This is a genomic window from Bacillota bacterium (genome assembly GCA_012837335.1).
Taxonomy (GTDB): Bacteria; Bacillota; Limnochordia; order Darwinibacteriales; family DTU012; genus DTU012.
Map to the genome: position 1 here is coordinate 38,504 of DURM01000055.1, position 20,603 is coordinate 59,106.

Sequence of the window (20,603 nt, forward strand, 5' to 3'; positions counted from 1 at the left end):
TGTAAAAGAGCTATCGCTGCGATAGCTCTTTTTTTAATGTTTACTTAAAACTCAACTAGATCCTTAATTTTAACAGGCATTCCGGTAGCAATGGACTTGTTGCCGGCAATACCTACCAGAATTGACATAGCACCATCTACATGAGATGCGGCGCGGTTGAACGGATCGGGCTCCGGATTACCGAAGATATCGTCGAGAAGACGGGGATCACCGCCACCGTGGCCGCCGGGCGCTTCTTCCACCGGTACTTCGTAGCGTTCACCGTGCATCGGATAAACAACAATCCGCTTCATGCGTACAGAACCTTCATCGGCTGCATCTCCGCCAGCGTTAATGTAAGATCTCTCGCCTACATCAACTTGGATGCGGCCTTTAGTGCCGTTAATGGCCACTCGGTAGCCTTCCCATGGCAGATAGGCGTTGAGCGAATAGGTAAGAATTGCTTTGTTCTTATAGCGAACCATCACACCCATGGTGTCTTCAATGCTGATGCCGTCGCCAAATACGCTCTGGTCTCTTAGGTAGCCGTCGTATTTTTCAGCGTTGAGATAGAGGTTTCTGAGCTGATCATTGCGATCTAAGTCGAGGGCGAATGGATCATCTTTCGCATTTTCTGAACCGGTGCCGCGGTAATAGAACTTGGTTACGCCGCGGTTTTCAGCGTTCTCACGGCCGTAGAACAGCAGGTCGCCCATGGCAAATACTGTGTCCGGTTCGCTGCCAAGCCAAAAGTTAACTAAGTCAAAGTGGTGAGTAGATTTGTGGACCAACAATCCACCGCTGTTGCGCTTATCGCGGTGCCAGCGTCTGAAGTAGTCAGCTCCGTGTCTGGTGTTCAGCAGCCACTCGAAGTGGACTGAAGTTACCTCACCGATCGCGTCGTTCATGATCAACTCGCGAATTTTGGTGTTGTAAGGCGAGTAGCGGTAGTTAAAGGTAACCCGCAGATTGCGGCCGGTTTTCTTAATGGTATCGATGATCTGCTGGCATTTTTCTGCGTCAACAGTCATGGGTTTCTCGGTAATCGCATCGCAGCCAAGCTCCATTGCCCGGCAGATGTACCGATGGTGAGTGCGGTCAATAGTGGTAACGATAACTGTATCCGGCTTTTCCTTTTCGATCATTTCATCGAACTGGTCCGCTAAATATGTCCGAATCTCTGGATAGTCCGGATACTTTTCTTTAAGAGTATTTACAGCATACTCTAGTCTGGCTGGGTTGATATCGCAAAAAGCCACGAGTTCGCTGGTTTCCCGATATTGAGATACTAAAGCTTCATAAAAGAAACGGGCTCTTCCGCCTGTACCCACTAATACATATCTGTGCTTTTTCATCAGCTGTCAGTTTCCTCCTTGTAAATTAGTCTGATTCGAGTATATTCTACCGCAAATTAATCTCTAAAACTAATATTTATTTGCTCATTTCTCCTTCGACTCGTACAATCTTGCGATTAATTCCTGTAGTGGTATAATCTCTATAAAGGAGTGAGAACAATCGCTGAGCTGAACTATGATTTTCGCATTGAAACAAGAAAACGCGATGCTTTTAACATGAATGACAAGCACCGCCACGAACCTTATGAAATCTATTATCTTAGAGCTGGGGAACGCTATTATTTCATCGATGATCGCATTTACCACGTTAACCAAGGCGACTTAATTTTTGTGCCCAGCAATGTCCTGCACCGCACCACTGCAGCCAACAATGAGCAGCACGAGCGCACCGTCCTCTATTTTAAAGATCGGTTCTTAGCTGATCTGGTCCCCCAGTCGGCCCATCTCATGGACTGTTTTTACCGGGAAACCAAGGTTGTGCGCCCAAAAGTGGCCGAGCAGATGCAGATCGAGAATACCCTGGCCAAGCTGAGCACAGAATATGGGAAGTCCCTTCCCCACTCTGCGCTCTACCTGAAAGCGCTTTTGATCGAGTTATTAGTCCTTGCCAACCGCATTGAACCGGCAGAACCGAACTTATATGATTCCTTAAGTCCGATTCACGAGAAAATCCACAAAATTGTGCGCTATCTCCGCAAAAACTACCAGTCTGCGGTAACGCTGGCACAGCTGGGAGATAAATTTTACATCAGCCAGTACTATCTTTCCCGCATGTTTAAAGAAGTAACCGGATTAACCCTGATCGAATACCTAAACACAGTCCGGGTTCAGGAAGCCCAGAAGCTGCTCACCAGCTCAGACCTGTCTATTACCGAGATTTCTGGTCTGGTAGGCTATGAGAACCAAACTTATTTTGGACGCATCTTTAAGCGGATCACCGGACTAACTCCGAGTGAATACCGCCGTCAGAGCTCAGCAGGATAAGCTTGCACACCTTACTTTAGATCGAGGGTGTGGTAGATTTTAGGCAGGTCAAACACCGTAATAATCCCCATCAGCCTGCCCTTCTCGGTACCATCGTCGCTGATCAGCACCGCCTGCAGTCTCTTGCCGCGGTGGCTGTAATCTTCAAAGTAGCGGAGCACATCAAAGAGCGGGCAGTCAGGAGTCACGAACTGGTAGTTATCCGGATTTTGCAGATACTTAAGGACTGACTGCACAGGTTCTTGATCTAAATCAAGGCAGTTGTCGATATGATCAGCCAGCCAGTAAGTAACCGCTTCGGCGGTTAAAATCCCCACAAAGCGGTCTCCCTGATAAACCGGCAGTTTGGAAAAAGCATGGGTATGCATCCGGGTAACCGCTTCTCTAAGAGTATCATCAAGATTGCAGGTGACCACCCTGCCCAAAAACAGCTCGCCTACTGTGGGGGGCGTGCGGAGCAGATCGCGGATCGCCTCCAATCGCCGCACCACTTCCTCATGGGGCTCGGCAATGGGCTGATCATCGATTCGTTCATGGACAATGGCATTGCGAAGATCACCATATTCTTTCAGCTCAATCGCAATATCCCGCACAAAGGGATCCAGCAGCGCCGCTTTATCCACCAGCTGGTAAAAAGGTATATGGCGTTTCGTCTGAGCGATTTTCTCCAACTCGTGCTCAATATCAATAAAGGCATTGAGATAGCGCCTGGAGTTTTCATAAGCAGTCATAGTCTAAGCCCCTACAATCGCAGTTTTATCTAATCAATTCAATTCCAGACTAAATTATTCCTGCGTAAGATGGAGCAGGCAGTCCTGCAGCGGACTGCCTGTGTTTATTTATTCAGTTTAACCACAACCGGTCCAAGCAAGCCTGACTTGATCTTCGCTTCCGTAAACTTGTTGGCCAGAGTGTTAGTAATCTTAACCCGCAGCTGATTAACCCCAGCCTGCGCATACTCTGTTAGATCATACTGATACGGCGGCAGCATTCTCACACCTGCATCGCGGCCGTTTATCTCCAGGGTGACCAGCTCACAGACTTCTCCTAAATCAAGGACAACTTGCTTGGCTTGATCCAGCTGACTCTGCTCTAAGCTGAACTCATGGATATAGGTAAGTGTGCCGGAAAAACGCTCCATACCGGCAAACTCTGTCCAGGAGCGGAGGCTGTCTGCTACCCCCATCTCGACGGGAGGATTCTCAATCTCCCAGCCGCGGCTGAGATCGATCACGGCAGTAGTTTCAAAAACTGAAGCTGTTGGTCCCTCAACCGGTTTTCCATTAGGGTCGACAGCAATGATGGTACTGCCTCTTCCTGGTAAGCTCAGCTCAAACGCGATAGTTTTGGCATCCTCATCAGCACTAACCGCAAGCGGCACTGCTGTGCCGTTCCAGGCATCCCACTGCTCAGCACAGCCATATGTGCCAAGGGTAACCTTACCGGCCAGCGCCTGATCACCTTCATTGACCAGCAGATAGAAATGAATTCCATTTTTAACCACATGGGTAAAGCGGAGATCTTTTGCCCCAGGTTCAACAGCAAGATCGCGGCAGATTGATTTTTCAACCGCATCTACCACCTGACTGAAATCATTAAGTTCTACCGCACCTGCAATGGGAAGCGTCTCTTGATCTGGGTTGTACACAATTAAGATACCACCCTGCTTGATAAATTCCGGAAGCAGATTTTGGACTTCGGGAGTGATGTGAATGCTGTCCTCCACCAGCAGAACCGGATAACTCTGAGCTGTAATCTTCAGCCTGCCGTTTTCAACTGCAACGCGGTCAGCAAACAGAGTGTTTTCCAGATAGTTAAACTCAATCTGCTGCTCATATAATGGGCGGACAATCTCCCAAGGCAGATGATCGTGCTCACAGAGTACCGCTACCTGAGCTTGGTTGACAGAATCCGTATTTAACCACGAGTTCCGCTTCATATAGTCGGAAATCGTCCGGTAGTGGGGCCACCAAATGTTGTTCGGGCCCACATCCGGTGGACGCTCGTTGTAGCGTCCTTCGCCCTCAATCGAGTAGAAGAACGCGTGGGGATATAACAGATTTACACCCCGGACAAACAACCAGTCCATGTACCATTTCATATCCCAAACGCTGAACGCCCAGTCGATCTTATTCGGGCCGCAGCAGGCAAAACACTCGTTAGAATTGCGGCGCAGTCCCGCGTGGCGGGCAGCGTCAGATGAGCATTTGCCCTGGGTGCTGTGCTCGCCGGAAAGAGCCAGATCATTTTCCGGCGCTACCCAGCGCCACACCACGTCCTGGCCGGGAATATGGAAATACTTCAAAAGCCCAATATCCGCGCTCCGCTCCGGATGCCCGGTCAGAGCAATCCCGTGCTTGGCGCACCAGTCGGAAATCTGCTTGTAATAGGTCTCTTCCATCAGCTTATTGATCGCCTGCTTATACAGCCGGCGCGTATCGGCAGCTGCGCTGCCTGTATCGAACCAGAGTGCCGGCAGATCGAGCTCACTGCCTCCACATTTTTCATACCAAGCTAAAAATCCTCTCGTCCAGGGGCGCAGCCCTCTTTTGCCTCGCCGCCCAAGGATTGCCGGTTCATCGGTAAACATGCCGATGATGGTTGTGCCGAAGTGCTCGGAAAGAACTTCGTAATAGCGCTCGTGGGTGAAGTTAATAAATGCTCTTACTGCTTCAGGGTTAAGCAGATCCGCAGCCGCAGGCGCTCCTGGCTGGCCATCATCCTCACCGAAGTGAATCCCCCGGATGGTACCGCGGGAGTACGTTTCGACAAACACCAGCACTGCCCACTCATCTTGATCGGGTGCGGCAAAAACGACTTTATCATCAGTCAATTCCAGCCTGCGGATGCTCTTTGCATCAATCGCTTTCTCATCAAGCTTTTTGACAGCTAGGATTGAAACCAGCTGCTCATCTTCCTCCAGCTCTGGGGTCAGCTCAAGCTGGCCTGATACCGGATACTCCCGCATCTGCAGTCCAATACTGGCAAATTGAGGATTAGATGCTACCACCTTGCCGTGGGCTGATCCGGATGGATACATTGCTTCATCGTATAAAATAACTTTCATGCCAAGCTCTGCTGCTGTCTCCACAGCGCAGCGCACTAATTCCATAAAGCGATCCGATAAGTATTCAATTTCATGTGGTATCCCAATTCGGGGATGAATAATAAAGCCCATGACCCCTTTATCTTTAAAGTCATGAATCTGCCTGGTTATTTCTGACTCGGTTAGATGATCGTTCCAAAACCAAAACGGTAGTGGACTGAATTCATCAGCTGGTTCGTAAAACTGCGTCCGCAGCTGGTCCAAAGTCAACCCTAACACCTCCATATAATGCTAAAGATCCGAACATCTCTACTATACCACAAAGAAAAACCTGCTGCCACTAAAGATACAGCAGGCTAAGATCTTATCAGCGCTTTATCGGCTATATCCCGCCGGTAATGCATTCCCTCAAATCTGATTTCAGAAACACCTTCATAAGCCCGTTTTTTGGCAAGTTCCAATGTATCTCCCTGGCCAACCACGGCAACAACTCGTCCTCCCGCGGTCACCAGCCCGTCTTGACCGCGGCTTGTTCCCGCGTGAAACACCGCGGTGTGCTGGCGGGCTTCCACCCTATCGATTCCGCTAATCAGCTTACCCTTCTCATAAACACCTGGGTAGCCCCTGCTTGCCATTACTACAGCAACTGCTGCTTCATTACTCCAGGAAATCGCATCAATCCCATCCAAACGGTGCTCAGCGCAGGCCAGGATTATCTCCAGAAGATCTGCCTCTAGCCTGGGGAGAACCACCTGGGTTTCCGGATCGCCAAAGCGGGCATTAAACTCAATTACCTTCAAACCCTGCTCCGTCAGCATCAGCCCCGCATATAAAACACCTGTAAAACTTCGCCCTTCCTTAACCAGCGCTTCCGCAGCGGGAATTAAGACGCGCTCCACCGCTTCGGCAGTTACTTTTTCACCGAGATGGGGTACCGGCGAATAGGCTCCCATCCCTCCGGTATTTGGTCCCTGATCACCTTCAAACACCTGCTTATGGTCCTGGGCAGCTGCCATGGGCAGAACGGTAGTGCCATCAACAAATGCCATCAGCGACAGCTCTTCGCCAATCAAAAACTCTTCAATAACAACCCGGGGATGGGTTTTAAAGCTTTCCCGCACTGCCGCTTTAGCTTGGTCCTTGTCGGCGCAGATGACCACTCCTTTGCCGGCAGCCAGCCCATCCGCTTTCACTACCAAGGGCAGAGCTTGGGTTTCGATATATTCAAGAGCGGCTGCTTCACTGCTGAACGCTTGGTAAGCTGCAGTGGGAATCCCGTACCGCTCCATCAAATCCTTAGCAAAAGCTTTGCTCGCTTCAATCTCGGCGGCAGCTCGTGTCGGTCCAAAGATTTTCAGCCCCGCAGCTTGAAACCTATCCACAATACCTAAACTTAAAGGCAGTTCCGGACCAACAATCGTCACATCAATCTTCCTGCTGATGGCAAAATCCAGCAGTTGCTCAATCTCGGCAACCTCAATCGGCATCAACTCCGCCAGCTCAGCAATGCCGCCGTTACCGGGAGCGCAGTACAGCTTTAAATCAGGGCGATCCTGTTTTAGCTTCCAGCAGATGGCATGCTCTCTGCCGCCGCTCCCCACTACAAGTACTTGCATCCACATCACTCCTTAAACCCTTCCTCAGCCTTCCAGCACACCCGCCTGCCATCTAAATAGATCTTGCCCACAGCGCAGGCATGCACAATTTGCGGATAAAGCCGATGTTCAACCTCATGAATCCTCGCCGATAAGCTGGCATGGGTATCACCAAGGGCAACCTTTACTGCTTCCTGGGCAATAATTGGTCCGGTATCCATGCCGCGATCCACAAAGTGCACTGTTACACCGGTAACCCGCACACCCGCCTGCAGCGCCTGTCCCACCGCATCAATTCCGGGAAAGGACGGCAGCAGCGATGGATGAAGATTAATAATCCTGCCCGGATACTGATCCAAAAGCGTAGGCCCTAACAGACGCATATAGCCGGCAAGAGCAATAAAATCAATCCGATGCTCTTGCAGCTGAGCTAGTATGTATTCTTCAAACTGCCTTTTGCCTGCAAATTTTCTCCGCTCAACAATCACAATCGGCGTTCCCCAGCTCTGCGCCCGCTGGATCACGCCTGCTCCCGGCTGGTCGCATACCACCAAGGCCACTTCCACCCTAGTATCAGGGTTTTCTGCAAAGAACCGCATAATTGCCTCATAGTTCGAACCGGAACCGGAAGCAAAGACGGCGATCTTAACCACTAGACTCCCTCCCTAAACACCACCTGACCATCACCGGCAGTTACTCTGCCGATCCGGTAGGCCTGCTCTCCCTCACTGTGGAGAGAATCAATGACTCGCTCTGCATCCTCAGGGTCAACAGCGATCACCATGCCGATCCCCATGTTAAAGACATTGAACATCTCGGTATCAGGTATCTGAGCATAGCTCTGGAACTCGGTAAAGATGGGCAGGATCGGCCAGCTGCCAAGCTCTACTTCGGCGCTGCATCCTTCAGGCAGAATCCTGGGGATATTCTCGATAAATCCGCCGCCGGTGATGTGGGCGATCCCCTTAAGCTCAAACTGTTGCAGCAAATTAAGAATTGGTTTCACATAAATGCGGGTAGGCTTAAGCAGACGCGGACCGATTTCGGTTACATCCAGCCCATGTTCAGCCAGGATTTTCCGCACTAACGAAAAGCCGTTGCTGTGGACACCGCTTGATGGCAAACCAATCAAAACATCTCCCGGAGTGATTTTCTCTCCAGTAATGATCTGGTTCCGATCCACAATTCCCACGCAGAAACCAGCTAGATCATACTCCCCCTCCGGGTAAAAACCGGGCATTTCCGCTGTCTCCCCTCCGATGAGGGAGCATCCCGCGTCCTCGCAGCCATCGGCAATGCCTTTGACCACTGCTTCTACCTGCTGGGGATCTACCCTGCCACAAGCGAAGTAATCCAGGAAAAACAGGGGTTCTGCACCCAAAGCCACCACATCGTTAACGCACATCGCTACTAAATCGATGCCCACCGTATCATGCTTGTTGAGGGCAAAGGCCAGCTTCAGCTTCGTACCGACACCATCCGTTCCTGAGACCAGCACCGGATCCTTGTATTTATCCAGGGGCAGGGCGAACAAGCCGCCAAAACCGCCCACAGTGCTTAACACCTCGGGTCGAAAAGTGCGGGCAGCGTGCTTTTTAATGCCCTTTACAGCTGCATAACCTGCAGACAGATCCACTCCTGCCTGCTTATAAGCCTCACTCATGCCGCTCCTCCTCACTGTGAAAATAAACCTGAGTGGGATAATTCCCATTAAAACACGCCAGACATAATCCATGGCTTTCGGCGCTCCCGCTGATAGCGCGAGTTAAACCCTCGATGCTGAGAAACTCAAGGGAGTCCGCTCCGATATGGCTGCAGATTTCTTCCACACTTTTATGGGTTATGATCAGCTCATCATGGGTGGAAATATCAATCCCGTAAAAGCAGGGGTGAGCTACAGGCGGTGAGCTGATCCGCACATGCACCTCTTTTGCTCCCGCATCCCGCAAAAGTCTCACAATCCGGCGGCTGGTTGTTCCGCGTATGAGGGAATCGTCCACCATGATCACAGATTTGCCTTCCACCACTTTCCGCACCACACTTAACTTCAGTTTCACATCCCTGGTGCGCGACTCCTGCCTGCCCTTAATGAATGTCCGTCCCACATAGCGGTTCTTGACCAAACCCATCTCAAACGGAAGCTGCAGAGTATCGGCATAGCCGATGGCTGCAGAAAAACTGGAATCTGGAACTGCTACAACCAGATCCGCATCAACCGGACTCTCTTTCGCCAGCTCTCTGCCGAGTTTGGTACGCACCTGGTGCACACTGATCCCGCTGGTAAGATTGGAATCAGGTCTAGCAAAATAGATATACTCAAAGGCGCAGAACGATGGCTGCGGCTCCGCAATTCTTATTGACTGCACTCCATTTCGATCCACCACCACCATCTCGCCCGGCTCCACATGGCGGATATACTCCGCTTCCACCAGATCGAAAGCGCAGGTTTCCGAGGCAAAGCAGATGCTTTCGCCCACTTTACCCATGGCCATTGGCCTCAGTCCATGGGGATCGAGGCAGGCTATCAGCTGATCCTCAGATACCACCAAGAGCGCGTAGGCGCCCTGCACTACATTCAGCGCTTCTCTCAGCGCAGAGACTAAATCATTGTGCAGCGAACGGGCAATTAGGTGGGCAATTACTTCCACGTCGCTGTTTGTTTGGAAGATTGAACCCTGGTCTTCTAAAGAAGCGCGGACCTGGCCGGCGTTAACCAGCATGCCGTTATGGGCAAGCGCAATCGTGCCGGCACGGTACTTAAAAACCAAGGGCTGGGCTTCGGTGATCGTTGGATTGCCGAAGCCGTACATCACGTGACCTGCCGCCACCTCACCGGTTAGATCAAACTCTTCACCGTTTTCGAACACATGGGTAACCAAGCCCATGCCTTTGTGGACGTTAAATTTCCCCCGATCCACCGCCACAATGCCGGCGCTCTCCTGGCCGCGGTGTTGGAGGGCATGCAGTCCGTAATACACTAATTCACAGGCATTGGGGTGCCCGTAGATTCCGAACACCCCACAGGCTTCATGCAGACCTCCTGTCAGTCGGTCATTAAGCATGCAATCCCATCCTTCCATACTGCTTCGAGTTCCTTCAGCGAGCAGTTGACGAGCTCAGCTTGGTTATAGACGATCCGCGCTTGATTCTGTCCAGTAACTTTCCCAAGCACCGTATAGTCAAGCTTAAACTCAGAAACTAAAGCAGCGAGCTCGCTGAGCTTTTCTGGATCAACGCTGACCACAATCCGGGACTGGGATTCACCAAACAGCGCAGCGCTTACCGACAGCTCCTGGGTGAAGTCCAGATCAATGCCCAAGCCTGTCCCAAAGGCAGACTCTAATACCGCTACCGCTAAGCCGCCGTCAGAGACATCATGGGCAGAGCTGAGCAGTTTTTTCTGATTAGCCATAAGCACAGCCTGCTGCAGCCGCTTCTCATAGTCCAGATCCAGCGCAGGAGGCCGGCCGGCCAAAGTACCCTCCACGAGTTTTTGGAGCTGGCTGCCGCCAAGCTCTGCCTGGGAACGGCCCAAGAGTACAATCACATCATCAGCTTTTTGAAATTTATTTGCCAAAATCTGTTCAATATCTTCAAGCAATCCAACCATACCGATAACCGGCGTCGGATAGATCGGTCTGCCGTTAGTTTCGTTGTACAAGCTCACATTGCCGGAGACAACTGGGGTGTTCAGCTCCCGGCAGGCCGCGCTGATCCCTTCCACAGCCTGCTCTAACTGCCAGAACACCTCCGGGTTTTCCGGTGAGCCAAAGTTGAGATTATCGGTTACTGCTAAAGGTTTAGCCCCAACACAGACCAGGTTGCGGGCAGCTTCCGCAACAGCAATAGCGCCGCCCACCTGCGGATCCAGCTCAACATAGCGGGCGTTACAGTCGCAGGCTGCCGCAACAGCTTTGCTCGTCCCCGGGATCCCTACCACAGCCGCGTCGGAACCCGGCGCTGCTACAGCAGTGCCGCCTGCATTGTAATCAAACTGGGAATAGATCCACTCTTTGCTGGCAATCGATGGAGAAGCCAACAACCGTTTGAGGGTGTCTGTGACATCGGTAACTGGGATATCTTTAACTTCCACAGTCTGGTTGGCGCGGTAAGTTTCCGGTTCTCTGCCTTTCCGCTGGTAAACCGGAGCTTTCCCAGTCAGCGCGGCAACCGGCACCTCGGCTGCTGTTTCGCCATTAAACAGGAGGCGAAGCATATGATCATCTGTTACTCGGCCGATCACAGCGCACTTTAAGCCGTACTTCTCACAGATCGCCGCAAACTGATCTTCCTGTTCCTTTTCCACCACCAAAAGCATCCGCTCCTGGGACTCAGACAGCATCATTTCAAAAGGAGTCATACCCGCTTCCCGCTGGGGAACAAGATCTAAGTTCAGTTCAATCCCACTGCCGCCCTTTTCCGCCATCTCAGCGCTCGAAGATGTTAAGCCAGCGGCCCCCATATCCTGGATCCCGATTAGACCCGGAAGTTCGATCATTTCTAAGCAGGCTTCCATCAGCGCTTTACCGGCCGCAGCATCACCGATAGCTACAGCGTGTTCCGGAGTTTCATCTTCCCTTAACTCTGCGGAGGAAAATGTTGCTCCGGCAATTCCATCCCGGCCCGTGTCCGCGCCAACATAAAGCACCGGATTGCCTGCCCCTTTAGCTGTACCCCGGCAGACTCGATCATGAGCCACCAGCCCAATGCACATGGCGTTGACCAGCGGATTGGTCCGATAGCGCTCATCGAAATATACTTCACCGCCTACACCGGGAACTCCGGTTTCGTTGCCATACCAGGCCATGCCCCTGACAGCCTCTTTAAACAGGTGCCTGACTCTGGGATCAGCAAGCTCCCCAAATCTTAAGGAGTTTAGGATCGCAATCGGCCGGGCTCCCATGGAATATACATCGCGGAGGATGCCGCCAACACCGGTTGCCGCTCCCATAAACGGTTCTACAGCGGACGGGCTGTTGTGGGATTCCATTTTAAAGGCTATCCCTAAACCACCGCCGATATCAACAACACCTGCCCCCTCACCTGGTCCCATCAGCACCTGCTCCCCGGTTGTGGGGAAGCGCTTCAGCACCTGCTTCGAGTTCTTGTAGCTGCAGTGCTCGGACCACAGGGCACCAAACATCCCTGTTTCAGTATAGTTGGGCAGCCTTCCCAACAGCTCTACTGCTCGCTCATATTCCGATTCCGTTAAACCAAGTTCTAGATAAAGCCTTTGTTCTTTAATCTCAACCGGTGTTGGTTCACGATACCGCTCCACTGGTGATAACCTCCTCAATTAAGTCCTTCAAGATCCGCTGCTTCCAGCACTTTCGTTCTCACATCCAATCGGCGGGCAGCCAACTTTTGACGGAACTCCGGATACTTCAAACCCAGTATCTGGGCTGCCAGGATGGCTGCGTTGACAGCCCCTGCTTTACCTACAGCCACAGTCGCAACCGGAACTTCCCGCGGCATCTGCACAATTGACAAGAGCGAATCTAAGCCGCCGAAAGCTGCAGTCTGCATCGGCACTCCAATTACTGGGACCAGCGTGTGGGCAGCGATCACTCCTGGCAGATGAGCCGCGCCGCCTGCTGCCGCAATAATAACCTCCACTCCCCGCTCCTGGGCTGTTTTGGCAAAATCTGCCACCTGGTCCGGAGTGCGGTGCGCTGACAAAGCCGTTTTTTCAAACGGAATATCCAATGCCTGCAGAACTTCACAGCATAAACGCATAACTTCCCAATCGGAAGTACTTCCCATAATTACACTGACCAATACTTCACTCAAGCTGAACCCTCCTTTAAAAAATTATGCCCAGGGGGTAGGCTTTTGAGAAACCTACCCGCCTGGGCTTTTATCCCTTCGGTGTAATATGCCGGCACCGGCATATCAGGATCGCTTGGACATCACTTGCGCCCTAGATCCTCTTTCTATCTCTGCTAATAAAAGTCCATATTCAGCTGGCTTTAGTATAGCAGAGTTGAAAGGGGCAGTCAATATTTTTCCGGTCGTTTATCTGTTCACTTGAAATATCGTTCGCATAAACTTGTTCGTTCGGAGCAGTTTTTGTTCCAAGCGTTCGGGTTTTCCGCGCTCAGCGATAGGTCACCAGATTTTCTACCGAACTTTGAATGCGCTTAACAGCATTTAACACAACCGACTGGGGACAGCCGATGTTCATCCGGAAAAAGCCGCTTCCCTCTTTCCCGAAACTGAGTCCGCTTGAAAGAGCAATCCGGCCGTGATCAACCAGTGTCTGCAAAATCTTGTGGTGTTCTATGTTTAAACTGCGGAAATCCAACCATAACAGGTAAGTGCCTTCCGGCTGCCTGACCCTGATCCCGTGAAATCCGTTGAGAGCTGCAACTGCCAAATCAAAGTTAGACTGCAGCAATTCCAACACCTCATCCAGCCACGGACCGCCATACTGATAAGCTGCAGTAAACGCGGTCAGAGCAAAGATATTTCCTGAGGTTAAAAAACACCGTTTGAGGGCTTGATCAAATTCTCGCTTCAGCTGAGGATTGGGGATAACCGCGGCGGCATTGTGCAGTCCGGCAATGTTAAAAGTTTTGCTCGGTGCCAAAAGTGCCACCGTCTGCTCAGCGTATGCGGGCAGAGCAGCCATGGAAACAAACCGATGAGGAGGCAGCACCAAATCGCCCCAAATCTCATCGCTGACAAGGGTTACACCGTATTCCCGACAGAGATCCCCCAGCCTGGTCAATTCAGGCTCAGTCCACACTCGGCCAACAGGATTATGGGGACTGCACAGGATCATCAGCTTCACACCTCGCGCAAACTTCTCCTCTAAATCCTCATAATCCATACGGTAATAACCATCTTCTTCAACCAGCGAGCTTTCAATAAGGTTCCGACCATTTCTGGTTACCACCTGAAAAAACGGCCGATACACCGGGGTTTGAATTAGAACCTGATCGCCTGGGTCTGTAAATGTGGTGACACACAGAGCCAAAGCCGGAACCACTCCTGGTGTGTCGCAGACCCATTCCCGCTCAATCTTCCAGCTGTGGCGGTTATTGAGCCAATCAATAAACGCTTGGTAGTATTGATCTGGCCTAAATGTATAGCCGTAAACCGGATGTTCAGCTCGCTCCCTCACTGCTGCCGTAACTTCAGGCGGAGAAGGCAGATCCATGTCGGCAACCCAGAGGGGCAGCAGATCATCCCTGCCGTAAACTTGAGCTAAACCGTCCCATTTTTCGCAGTTTGTACCGCGCCGCTCGATTAAAGTTGAGAAATCACTGTTCAAGGTGGACTTCAGCTCCTTTACTCTCATCGAATCTGGTCATCAGCTGCTGCAGATCATATCCGGTAGGATCTTGAGCTACTCTTAGGCCAAACTCCGGAAGCACTGCCAGCACATGATCAAAAACGTCAGCCTGAATACCTTCATAAACTGCCCAGGCCGTGTTATTCGTAAACACGTAGATTTCGAGAGGGATGCCGTCTCTTGTGGGCTGCAGCTGCCGCACCAAGAACGTCAATTCCTGATGGATTCCGGGATGATTGCGCAGATATGCTGACACATAAGCGCGAAATGTACCTAAATTAGTCATGCGGCGGCCGTTTACCACCACACTGTCATCAATATTGTGCTCTTTATTGTACTCAGCGATCTCTTGCTGCTTCTGCTCAATATAATCCCGCAGCACCTGAATCTTCTTAAACTTCTCGATCATCTCATCCGTTAAAAACCTGACGCTGGTCTGGTCGATTAAGATTGAACGCTTAATGCGGCGCCCGCCCGATTCATACATGCCCCGCCAGTTAACGAACGAGCTGGCAACAAGCTTATGGGTGGGAATTGTCGTGATGGTTTTATCCCAGTTCTGGACTTTAACATGGTGCAGACCAATTTCGATTACAAATCCATCGGCGTCAAAGTCGGGAGCATCAAGCCAATCCCCGATCCTCAGCAGATCATTGCTGTTAATCCTTAAACTGGCAACAAAACCAAGGATGGTATCCTGGAAAATCAGCATCAATACTGCAGTGATTGCCCCAAGACCAGATAGAAAAATCCACGGTGACTGGCCGATTAAAATACTGATGGCTAAAACACCGGCTGCCAGGAAAATAAAGAGCTTGAAAACCTGAACATAAGTAGTAATCGGTCGGCGGCGGGATATTTCATACGAATTATAGATAATAAGTGCACCGGATAACAGCTTGTCAACAAACTTGACTAAAATAAAGATAACCCAAATCGTAATAAACCGCTGACCCACTTCAGTAATCGCCGGGATGTAGGTAATACCCTGATACAGAATCACCGCCGGTACCAAAAGCGGCAGATCATCAAATACTCCATGCTCAAACAAGCGATCATCCCAATTAAAAGGTGTCTGCTTTGACAGGAACTTAACGAAGCGCATCATATAGCGTTTGGTGAATCGATACAGGATTGTGCTGACAATCAGCGTAAGACAGATCAGCAGCAGGTCCTTAAGCAGCGGATATTGATCCAGAAAAGCCATGCAAATCCCCTCCCGTTCACACAATTCAACCTCGATTATCAATTTCCCTTTGTTTTTAAGCCATCTGCTAAGAGGTTTAACCCCAGCACGATCAGAGCGATTGCTAAACCTGGAAATACGACAGTCCACGGCGCTAATGAGCCGAAGGACTGAGCCTCCTTCAGCATCCGGCCCCAGCTGGGAAGCGGCGGCTGCACGCCGACCCCTAAGTAACTTAATGATGCTTCTGAAAGCAGAGCTCCAGCAAAACTGGCGGTAGCCTGCACTAGAATCAGCCGCGAGCAGTTGGGCAGAATGTGCCGAAACATAATCCGAAAATCAGATGCGCCTACAGCGCGAGCCGCCTGGACATACTCGAATTTGCTCTGCTGCAAAAAGGCAGCCCTGGTGATTTTCATAAATACAGGAATATTGGCAACGGCAATTGCCGCTAAAACCGTATTCTCTCCCGGACCAAAAACTGCTACTGCAAGCAGAGCCAAGAGAATGCTGGGGAAAGCATAAAACACTTCCGCTAACCGCATCATCAGCTCATCAAACCAGCGGCCATAAAACCCAGCAGCCGCTCCCAAAATCACACCGATCACCATCCCGAGTCCCACCGAAAGCAACCCGATAACCAAGGATGTCTGCCCCCCAGTCATCACTCGGCTTAGGACATCCCTGCCGAACTGATCAGCTCCCAGCCAGTTAGCTCGTGAGGGCGGCTGAAAGCGATTGATAATCTTAATTTCAGTCGGATCATAGGGAGTATAAAAGAAACTGATAATAGTTGGAATAAGTACGATCACAATAAAAAAACTACCGATGACCAATGGTAGATTGACTTTCCGCATAGATATCCTCCTAGTCAAACCGCAGGCGGGGATCCAAAACCAAAAGCAGCAGGTCAAAACTGAAGTTAACGATGAGAATCAGAGCCGCGGAGACTAAAACCAAACCCTGAACTAAGGGCAGGTCTCGCTGCAGCGCCGCATTAAGCAGCAGCTGACCAAGTCCGGGAAGGCCGAAAACCTGCTCAATCACCAGCGTTCCCCCTAGAAGCTGGGTCAAATGCACTCCCGCAACGGAGAAGATGCTGATAGCCGCGTTTTTTAACGCGTGTTTGTAGAGAACGACTCGCTGAGATAGACCTTTTCCATGGGCAGTGCGGATATAGTCCTGGCGCATAGCGTTAATCATGCTGGTTCGCACCACCCGCGTCAAGATCGCTGCCCGGGGAATTGCCAAGGCCAACGCCGGCAGAACAAGACTGCTGATCGACGTGTAGCCAGCCGGCGGCAGCCAGTTCAGCCTTACAGCAAAGATGTTGATCAGCATAATTCCCAGCCAGAAAGCGGGCAGAGCCATGCCCAGCTGAGTTAAGATCAAGCTGATGATTTCTAACACCGTTCCCTGCCGCACCGCACAGCCAATTCCTAATGGAATGCTGATTACCAGCGAAATACTTACCGCCAGCAGTGCCAGAGTTATGGAGATTGGGAGCGCATCCCTAATTAAACCGGCAATATCAACGCTGTAGCGGATCGACTTGCCCAGATCTCCGGTAAAGACACCTTTTAACCAATTTATGTAGCGCACTGCCACCGGCTGATTAAGGCCCAGCTCCTCTCTTAGAGATTCGAGCCGGGCCGGATCGCCTTCAGTGCCGAGAATCAGCACCGCCGGATCGCTGGGGAGGACATTGACGGTGAAGAAAGTGATCACACTGATCAGCACTAGAGTAATTACTAAACTGATTAATTTCTGCATCACATACTTCACTTAAAGTCCTCCCTGTAGTCTTTATCTGTACAGCGCTGCCAGATCTACCACATAAACCGGATAGCTGTGCCATCCTTTAATATCTGCATCCATGACATTAAGCTGATGCGGATCCATAATAAACACTCCGGCAACCTGCTCAGTCATAATCGCTTGAGCTTGCTGGTAAATCTCACTGCGTGTTTCTGCCGCTGCGCTGACGCCCTGGTTAATCAGCTGATCAAACTCAGGGCTGTTAAAGTTGGTGAAGTTTCTGGAGTTGCCGCTTACATAGCGATTTAAGATACTGTGGGGATCCAGCTTCCCGGTTAAGCCCACAATCGAGAGCTCATAGTCCCGCTGGGTGTACACCTGCTCCAGCCAGGTGCCCCACTCAATAATCTCGATTTTAACATCGATACCCACCCTGCGGAGCTGATCGGCAATAATCTCTCCGGTCTGCACATGGAGCGGATACGCCGACGGCAGCGTCATCGTTAACTGCAGCTTGCTGTAACCCGCGTCCTTAAGCAGGGCCACCGCCCGATCAGGATCATAGGGCAGAATCTTATTTGAATCAAAGTTGTAAAATGCGGGCATTGCCGGACTGAGGCCGGTGTAAATCGGCTCTGCCTGACCCCAAGCTGCGCCAATCACAATTTCGTCACGATTGATGGCCATGGCAATCGCCTGTCGCACCCGCACATCACCCAACACGGGATGATCATTATTGACCGCCAGCAGCTGTACCAGATTCATCGGGTCAGCGTGAACCTTAATCCCCGGAATGCCATCTACTAGGTGGAGGAAAGCCGCTTCAAGACGGGGGATCAGATCCACATTACCGGTTCGCAGGCTCGCTACAGCGCTGTTATAATCGGGAATAACCCGAAAATACACTTCGCTGAAGTATGGAGTTTGGCCTGACCAGTGCTGATCAAAGCGAGACAGCTTGATGTACTGATTCGGCCGCCATTCCACTAACTGATACGGGCCAGTGCCGATTGGCTTATTATCCAGGCCTTCTGCATCCTTAGGATAAACAGCGGCAGCGAGCTCGGTAAGTTCATAGATCAGCGGCGAGTATGGCTCTGACAGTTCAACAATCACACGATCCTCGCCATCAGCGTAAACCGCGCTGATAGCCGTGTAATTACTGGCTCTCTGACTGATTTCCGGATCCCGAGCCCGGTTAAGGGCGTTAACCACATCGGCAGCAGTCACTTTCTGGCCATTGTGGAAATAAGCCTCTCTTAAATAAAAGGTATAGACCGTTTGAGTAGAGTCAATTTCCCACTCGCTGGCCAAAGCTCCGGTAATCTGCCCGTCCGGAGTGCTTTTGACCAGTCCCTCGTAAATATTAAAAGCAATTTCTGCGGTAGCAGCGGCAACGGAACGAGTCGGATCAAAATTGTCCGGATCCGTCGGCACCGCAATATTTAGTACTTCATCGGCAGCAAACGCCGGTACACTAACACCTATAACAACAAACAGCAGCAATCCTGCTGCAATCAATCTAGCTAATTTCATCGCGGCTGCTCCTTTCTTTTCTGCAAACCTAAAGCCAAAACATCCAGGACTGAATCAATGAAGTTTAAATGCTCTGTTTTATCCGCTTCGGACAGTGCCAAAAAATTATCGATCAGCTCCTTGCCGACAGAGTGATAAACAAAAAACGCGGCTTCCTGATCAATGTTCGGGTCGACCTGACCCTGATCAATTGCCTGCTTCATCATACTGAGAAAATCGTTAGCCCTCAGCTCACGGCTCGCCCTCACTTCCTCCTCAAACTCTGCGCAGTAATCCCAATAGTGGTTGATAATCTTATGGTAAAGAGGATACTCTTGGGCAAAGAGAAATGAGCGGCGGTAGTACCGCTTCAGCGTGGCGAAGAAATCATCAGCATCAGTAAATACGTCCTTGAGAAACAGTCTTTTCTGCTCATAAGCGAGATTAAGTATGTAAAGATACAGCTCCCGCTTGTTCTCAAAGTATTGGTACATGCTGCCCTTGGCAATTCCGGCTTTCGCCACAATTTTACTCAAAGACGCCGAATCGTATGGTGATGCGGCAAACTCATCAACAGCTGCGGCGATAATCGCCTCCTGCTTTGCTTTCGGCAGGTTTAGAAAAGTATCAGTCGGCAGCTTCAACACCTCCTGACTATGTGACCACCCGGTCACCTTACAAAAATAGTATACGCCGGCTGCCAAATAAAAGCAACCGGCTTCATCATCTTTTAACTAAAATATAACTAAACCAAGAATACCAGCTCCGATAATAATCTTGATCGGATCAACTTTGTACTTAGTGATCAGAACAAACACGATCAGCGCTATGATTACACTAGCATAGTCAAACGACGCCAAGGTTAGCTCTTCAATTCCTTGGGGGAAAATCACGGTGGCCGCTATAAACCAGGCTGCGGACAAAATCAAACCTGCGACTACCGGTCTGATTCCCGCGAAAATACTGCGGGTAAGGGGATGCTCCCGATGCTTCTCTAAAACCTGCGATAAAGCCAGAATAATCAGCAGCGATGGCAGGATAATTGCGGTAGTGGTAACAATGGAACCGAAAACTCCCGCAACTCGGTAGCCAATAAAAGTCGCTGCGTTAATGGAAATCGGCCCGGGAGTCATTTCCGCAATGGCAATAATATCAATAAATTCCTGCTGAGTAATCCACTGATTCAATTCGATTTCCTGCTGCATCAAGGGCAGCATCGCATATCCGCCGCCGACAGTGAAAAACCCGATTCGAAAAAATCTCCACAACAGCTCCAAATAGATCACGATTTATCCTCCCCCGCTTCTAATGCACCTTTCTTCCGCGGCAGAAAGTAAAAAATAACAATCCCTGCCAGTGCTCCAACCAAGATTACCCAGGCTGCGTGAATTTCAGTAAACAAACTAATTCCTAGGGAAACAGCCGCGAATCCAACTGCCGTTAAATTGCGAACGCTCGAGCGGGCAATTCTAACCGCAGCTGCGGCCACCAACCCTGCAACAGCTGCCCGGATGCCGGCAAATGCCGCCATCACACTCTCGCTGCCCTTCAGTTTAGCAAAGGAAACAGCGATTGCCAAAATGACCAGCAGCGATGGAAGCACAACACCAACTGCTGACACAACCGCGCCGCTGACTCCGCCTAAACGATACCCCAAAAAAATAGCTGAATTTATCGCTATCGCACCCGGCAGCGACTGAGACAATGCAAAAATGTCTAAAATTTCTTCCTGGGTGGACCACTGTCTGCGATCGATCACTTCTTTTTCAATCAGGGGCAGCATCGCATATCCACCGCCGAAAGTGAAGAGCCCGATCTTAAACCAGGACGTAAATAGTTCTCTGAATAATTTCCAATTCACATCATCACCTCGTAAAACATTTAGTGC

General features: G+C 50.7%; 18 protein-coding genes. 1 reads left to right on the forward strand and 17 read right to left on the reverse strand.

All coding sequences use genetic code 11. The annotated features are described in order from the left end of the window. Positions 1-44 precede the first annotated feature (44 nt). Positions 45-1,337 carry a Gfo/Idh/MocA family oxidoreductase gene (locus GX019_07415; GenBank protein ID HHT36992.1) on the reverse strand — a complete coding sequence of 431 codons (1,293 nt, stop codon included), beginning with the start codon at positions 1,335-1,337 and terminating at the stop codon, positions 45-47. A gap of 147 nt (positions 1,338-1,484) precedes the next feature. Between GX019_07415 and GX019_07420 the strand changes: the two genes are divergently transcribed. Beyond that, positions 1,485-2,318 (forward strand): AraC family transcriptional regulator, encoded by an 834-nt coding sequence (locus GX019_07420; GenBank protein HHT36993.1) that lies wholly within the window; start codon positions 1,485-1,487, stop codon positions 2,316-2,318. 11 nt (positions 2,319-2,329) lie between these two features. On the opposite strand, the gene GX019_07425 is transcribed toward GX019_07420, so the two are convergent. The 16 genes from GX019_07425 to GX019_07500 form a co-directional block, all read right to left on the reverse strand. After that, positions 2,330-3,049 carry a CBS domain-containing protein gene (locus GX019_07425; GenBank protein HHT36994.1) on the reverse strand — a complete coding sequence of 240 codons (720 nt, stop codon included), beginning with the start codon at positions 3,047-3,049 and terminating at the stop codon, positions 2,330-2,332. A gap of 104 nt (positions 3,050-3,153) precedes the next feature. Then, on the reverse strand, positions 3,154-5,649 hold the full coding sequence (locus GX019_07430) for a hypothetical protein (protein ID HHT36995.1): 2,496 nt from the start codon (positions 5,647-5,649) through the stop codon (positions 3,154-3,156). 71 nt (positions 5,650-5,720) lie between these two features. Then, complete coding sequence (gene purD, locus GX019_07435) at positions 5,721-6,980, reverse strand: phosphoribosylamine--glycine ligase (protein ID HHT36996.1); 1,260 nt, start codon at positions 6,978-6,980, stop codon at positions 5,721-5,723. A gap of 5 nt (positions 6,981-6,985) precedes the next feature. Continuing rightward, positions 6,986-7,612 carry a phosphoribosylglycinamide formyltransferase gene (purN, locus tag GX019_07440; GenBank protein HHT36997.1) on the reverse strand — a complete coding sequence of 209 codons (627 nt, stop codon included), beginning with the start codon at positions 7,610-7,612 and terminating at the stop codon, positions 6,986-6,988. Beyond that, on the reverse strand, positions 7,612-8,622 hold the full coding sequence (locus GX019_07445; GenBank protein ID HHT36998.1) for a phosphoribosylformylglycinamidine cyclo-ligase: 1,011 nt from the start codon (positions 8,620-8,622) through the stop codon (positions 7,612-7,614). The genes purN and GX019_07445 overlap by 1 nt, the downstream gene beginning before the upstream one ends. Further along, positions 8,615-10,021, reverse strand: a complete 1,407-nt coding sequence (locus GX019_07450) for an amidophosphoribosyltransferase (protein ID HHT36999.1) — start codon at positions 10,019-10,021, stop codon at positions 8,615-8,617. The genes GX019_07445 and GX019_07450 overlap by 8 nt, the downstream gene beginning before the upstream one ends. After that, a complete protein-coding gene (purL, locus tag GX019_07455) occupies positions 10,003-12,237 on the reverse strand; it encodes a phosphoribosylformylglycinamidine synthase subunit PurL (GenBank protein HHT37000.1) in 2,235 nt (744 codons plus the stop codon). The genes GX019_07450 and purL overlap by 19 nt, the downstream gene beginning before the upstream one ends. 14 nt (positions 12,238-12,251) lie before the next feature. Beyond that, positions 12,252-12,749: a 5-(carboxyamino)imidazole ribonucleotide mutase gene (gene purE / locus GX019_07460; GenBank protein HHT37001.1), complete on the reverse strand. Its 498-nt coding sequence runs from the start codon at positions 12,747-12,749 to the stop codon at positions 12,252-12,254. Positions 12,750-13,056: 307 nt separating this feature from the next. After that, positions 13,057-14,262, reverse strand: a complete 1,206-nt coding sequence (locus GX019_07465) for a pyridoxal phosphate-dependent aminotransferase (GenBank protein HHT37002.1) — start codon at positions 14,260-14,262, stop codon at positions 13,057-13,059. Beyond that, on the reverse strand, positions 14,225-15,463 hold the full coding sequence (locus GX019_07470; protein ID HHT37003.1) for a mechanosensitive ion channel family protein: 1,239 nt from the start codon (positions 15,461-15,463) through the stop codon (positions 14,225-14,227). Before GX019_07470 ends, GX019_07465 begins: the two co-directional genes overlap by 38 nt. Before the next feature lie 38 nt (positions 15,464-15,501). Further along, on the reverse strand, positions 15,502-16,299 hold the full coding sequence (locus GX019_07475) for an ABC transporter permease (GenBank protein HHT37004.1): 798 nt from the start codon (positions 16,297-16,299) through the stop codon (positions 15,502-15,504). Positions 16,300-16,309: 10 nt separating this feature from the next. Further along, a complete protein-coding gene (locus tag GX019_07480; protein ID HHT37005.1) occupies positions 16,310-17,227 on the reverse strand; it encodes an ABC transporter permease in 918 nt (305 codons plus the stop codon). A gap of 21 nt (positions 17,228-17,248) precedes the next feature. Further along, positions 17,249-18,736, reverse strand: coding sequence for a hypothetical protein (locus tag GX019_07485; GenBank protein ID HHT37006.1), 1,488 nt, complete (start codon positions 18,734-18,736; stop codon positions 17,249-17,251). Then, positions 18,733-19,359, reverse strand: a complete 627-nt coding sequence (locus GX019_07490) for a TetR/AcrR family transcriptional regulator (protein ID HHT37007.1) — start codon at positions 19,357-19,359, stop codon at positions 18,733-18,735. The genes GX019_07485 and GX019_07490 overlap by 4 nt, the downstream gene beginning before the upstream one ends. A 90-nt stretch (positions 19,360-19,449) precedes the next feature. After that, positions 19,450-20,001, reverse strand: a complete 552-nt coding sequence (locus GX019_07495) for a chromate transporter (GenBank protein ID HHT37008.1) — start codon at positions 19,999-20,001, stop codon at positions 19,450-19,452. Beyond that, complete coding sequence (locus GX019_07500; protein ID HHT37009.1) at positions 19,998-20,576, reverse strand: chromate transporter; 579 nt, start codon at positions 20,574-20,576, stop codon at positions 19,998-20,000. Before GX019_07500 ends, GX019_07495 begins: the two co-directional genes overlap by 4 nt. Positions 20,577-20,603: the final 27 nt, after the last annotated feature.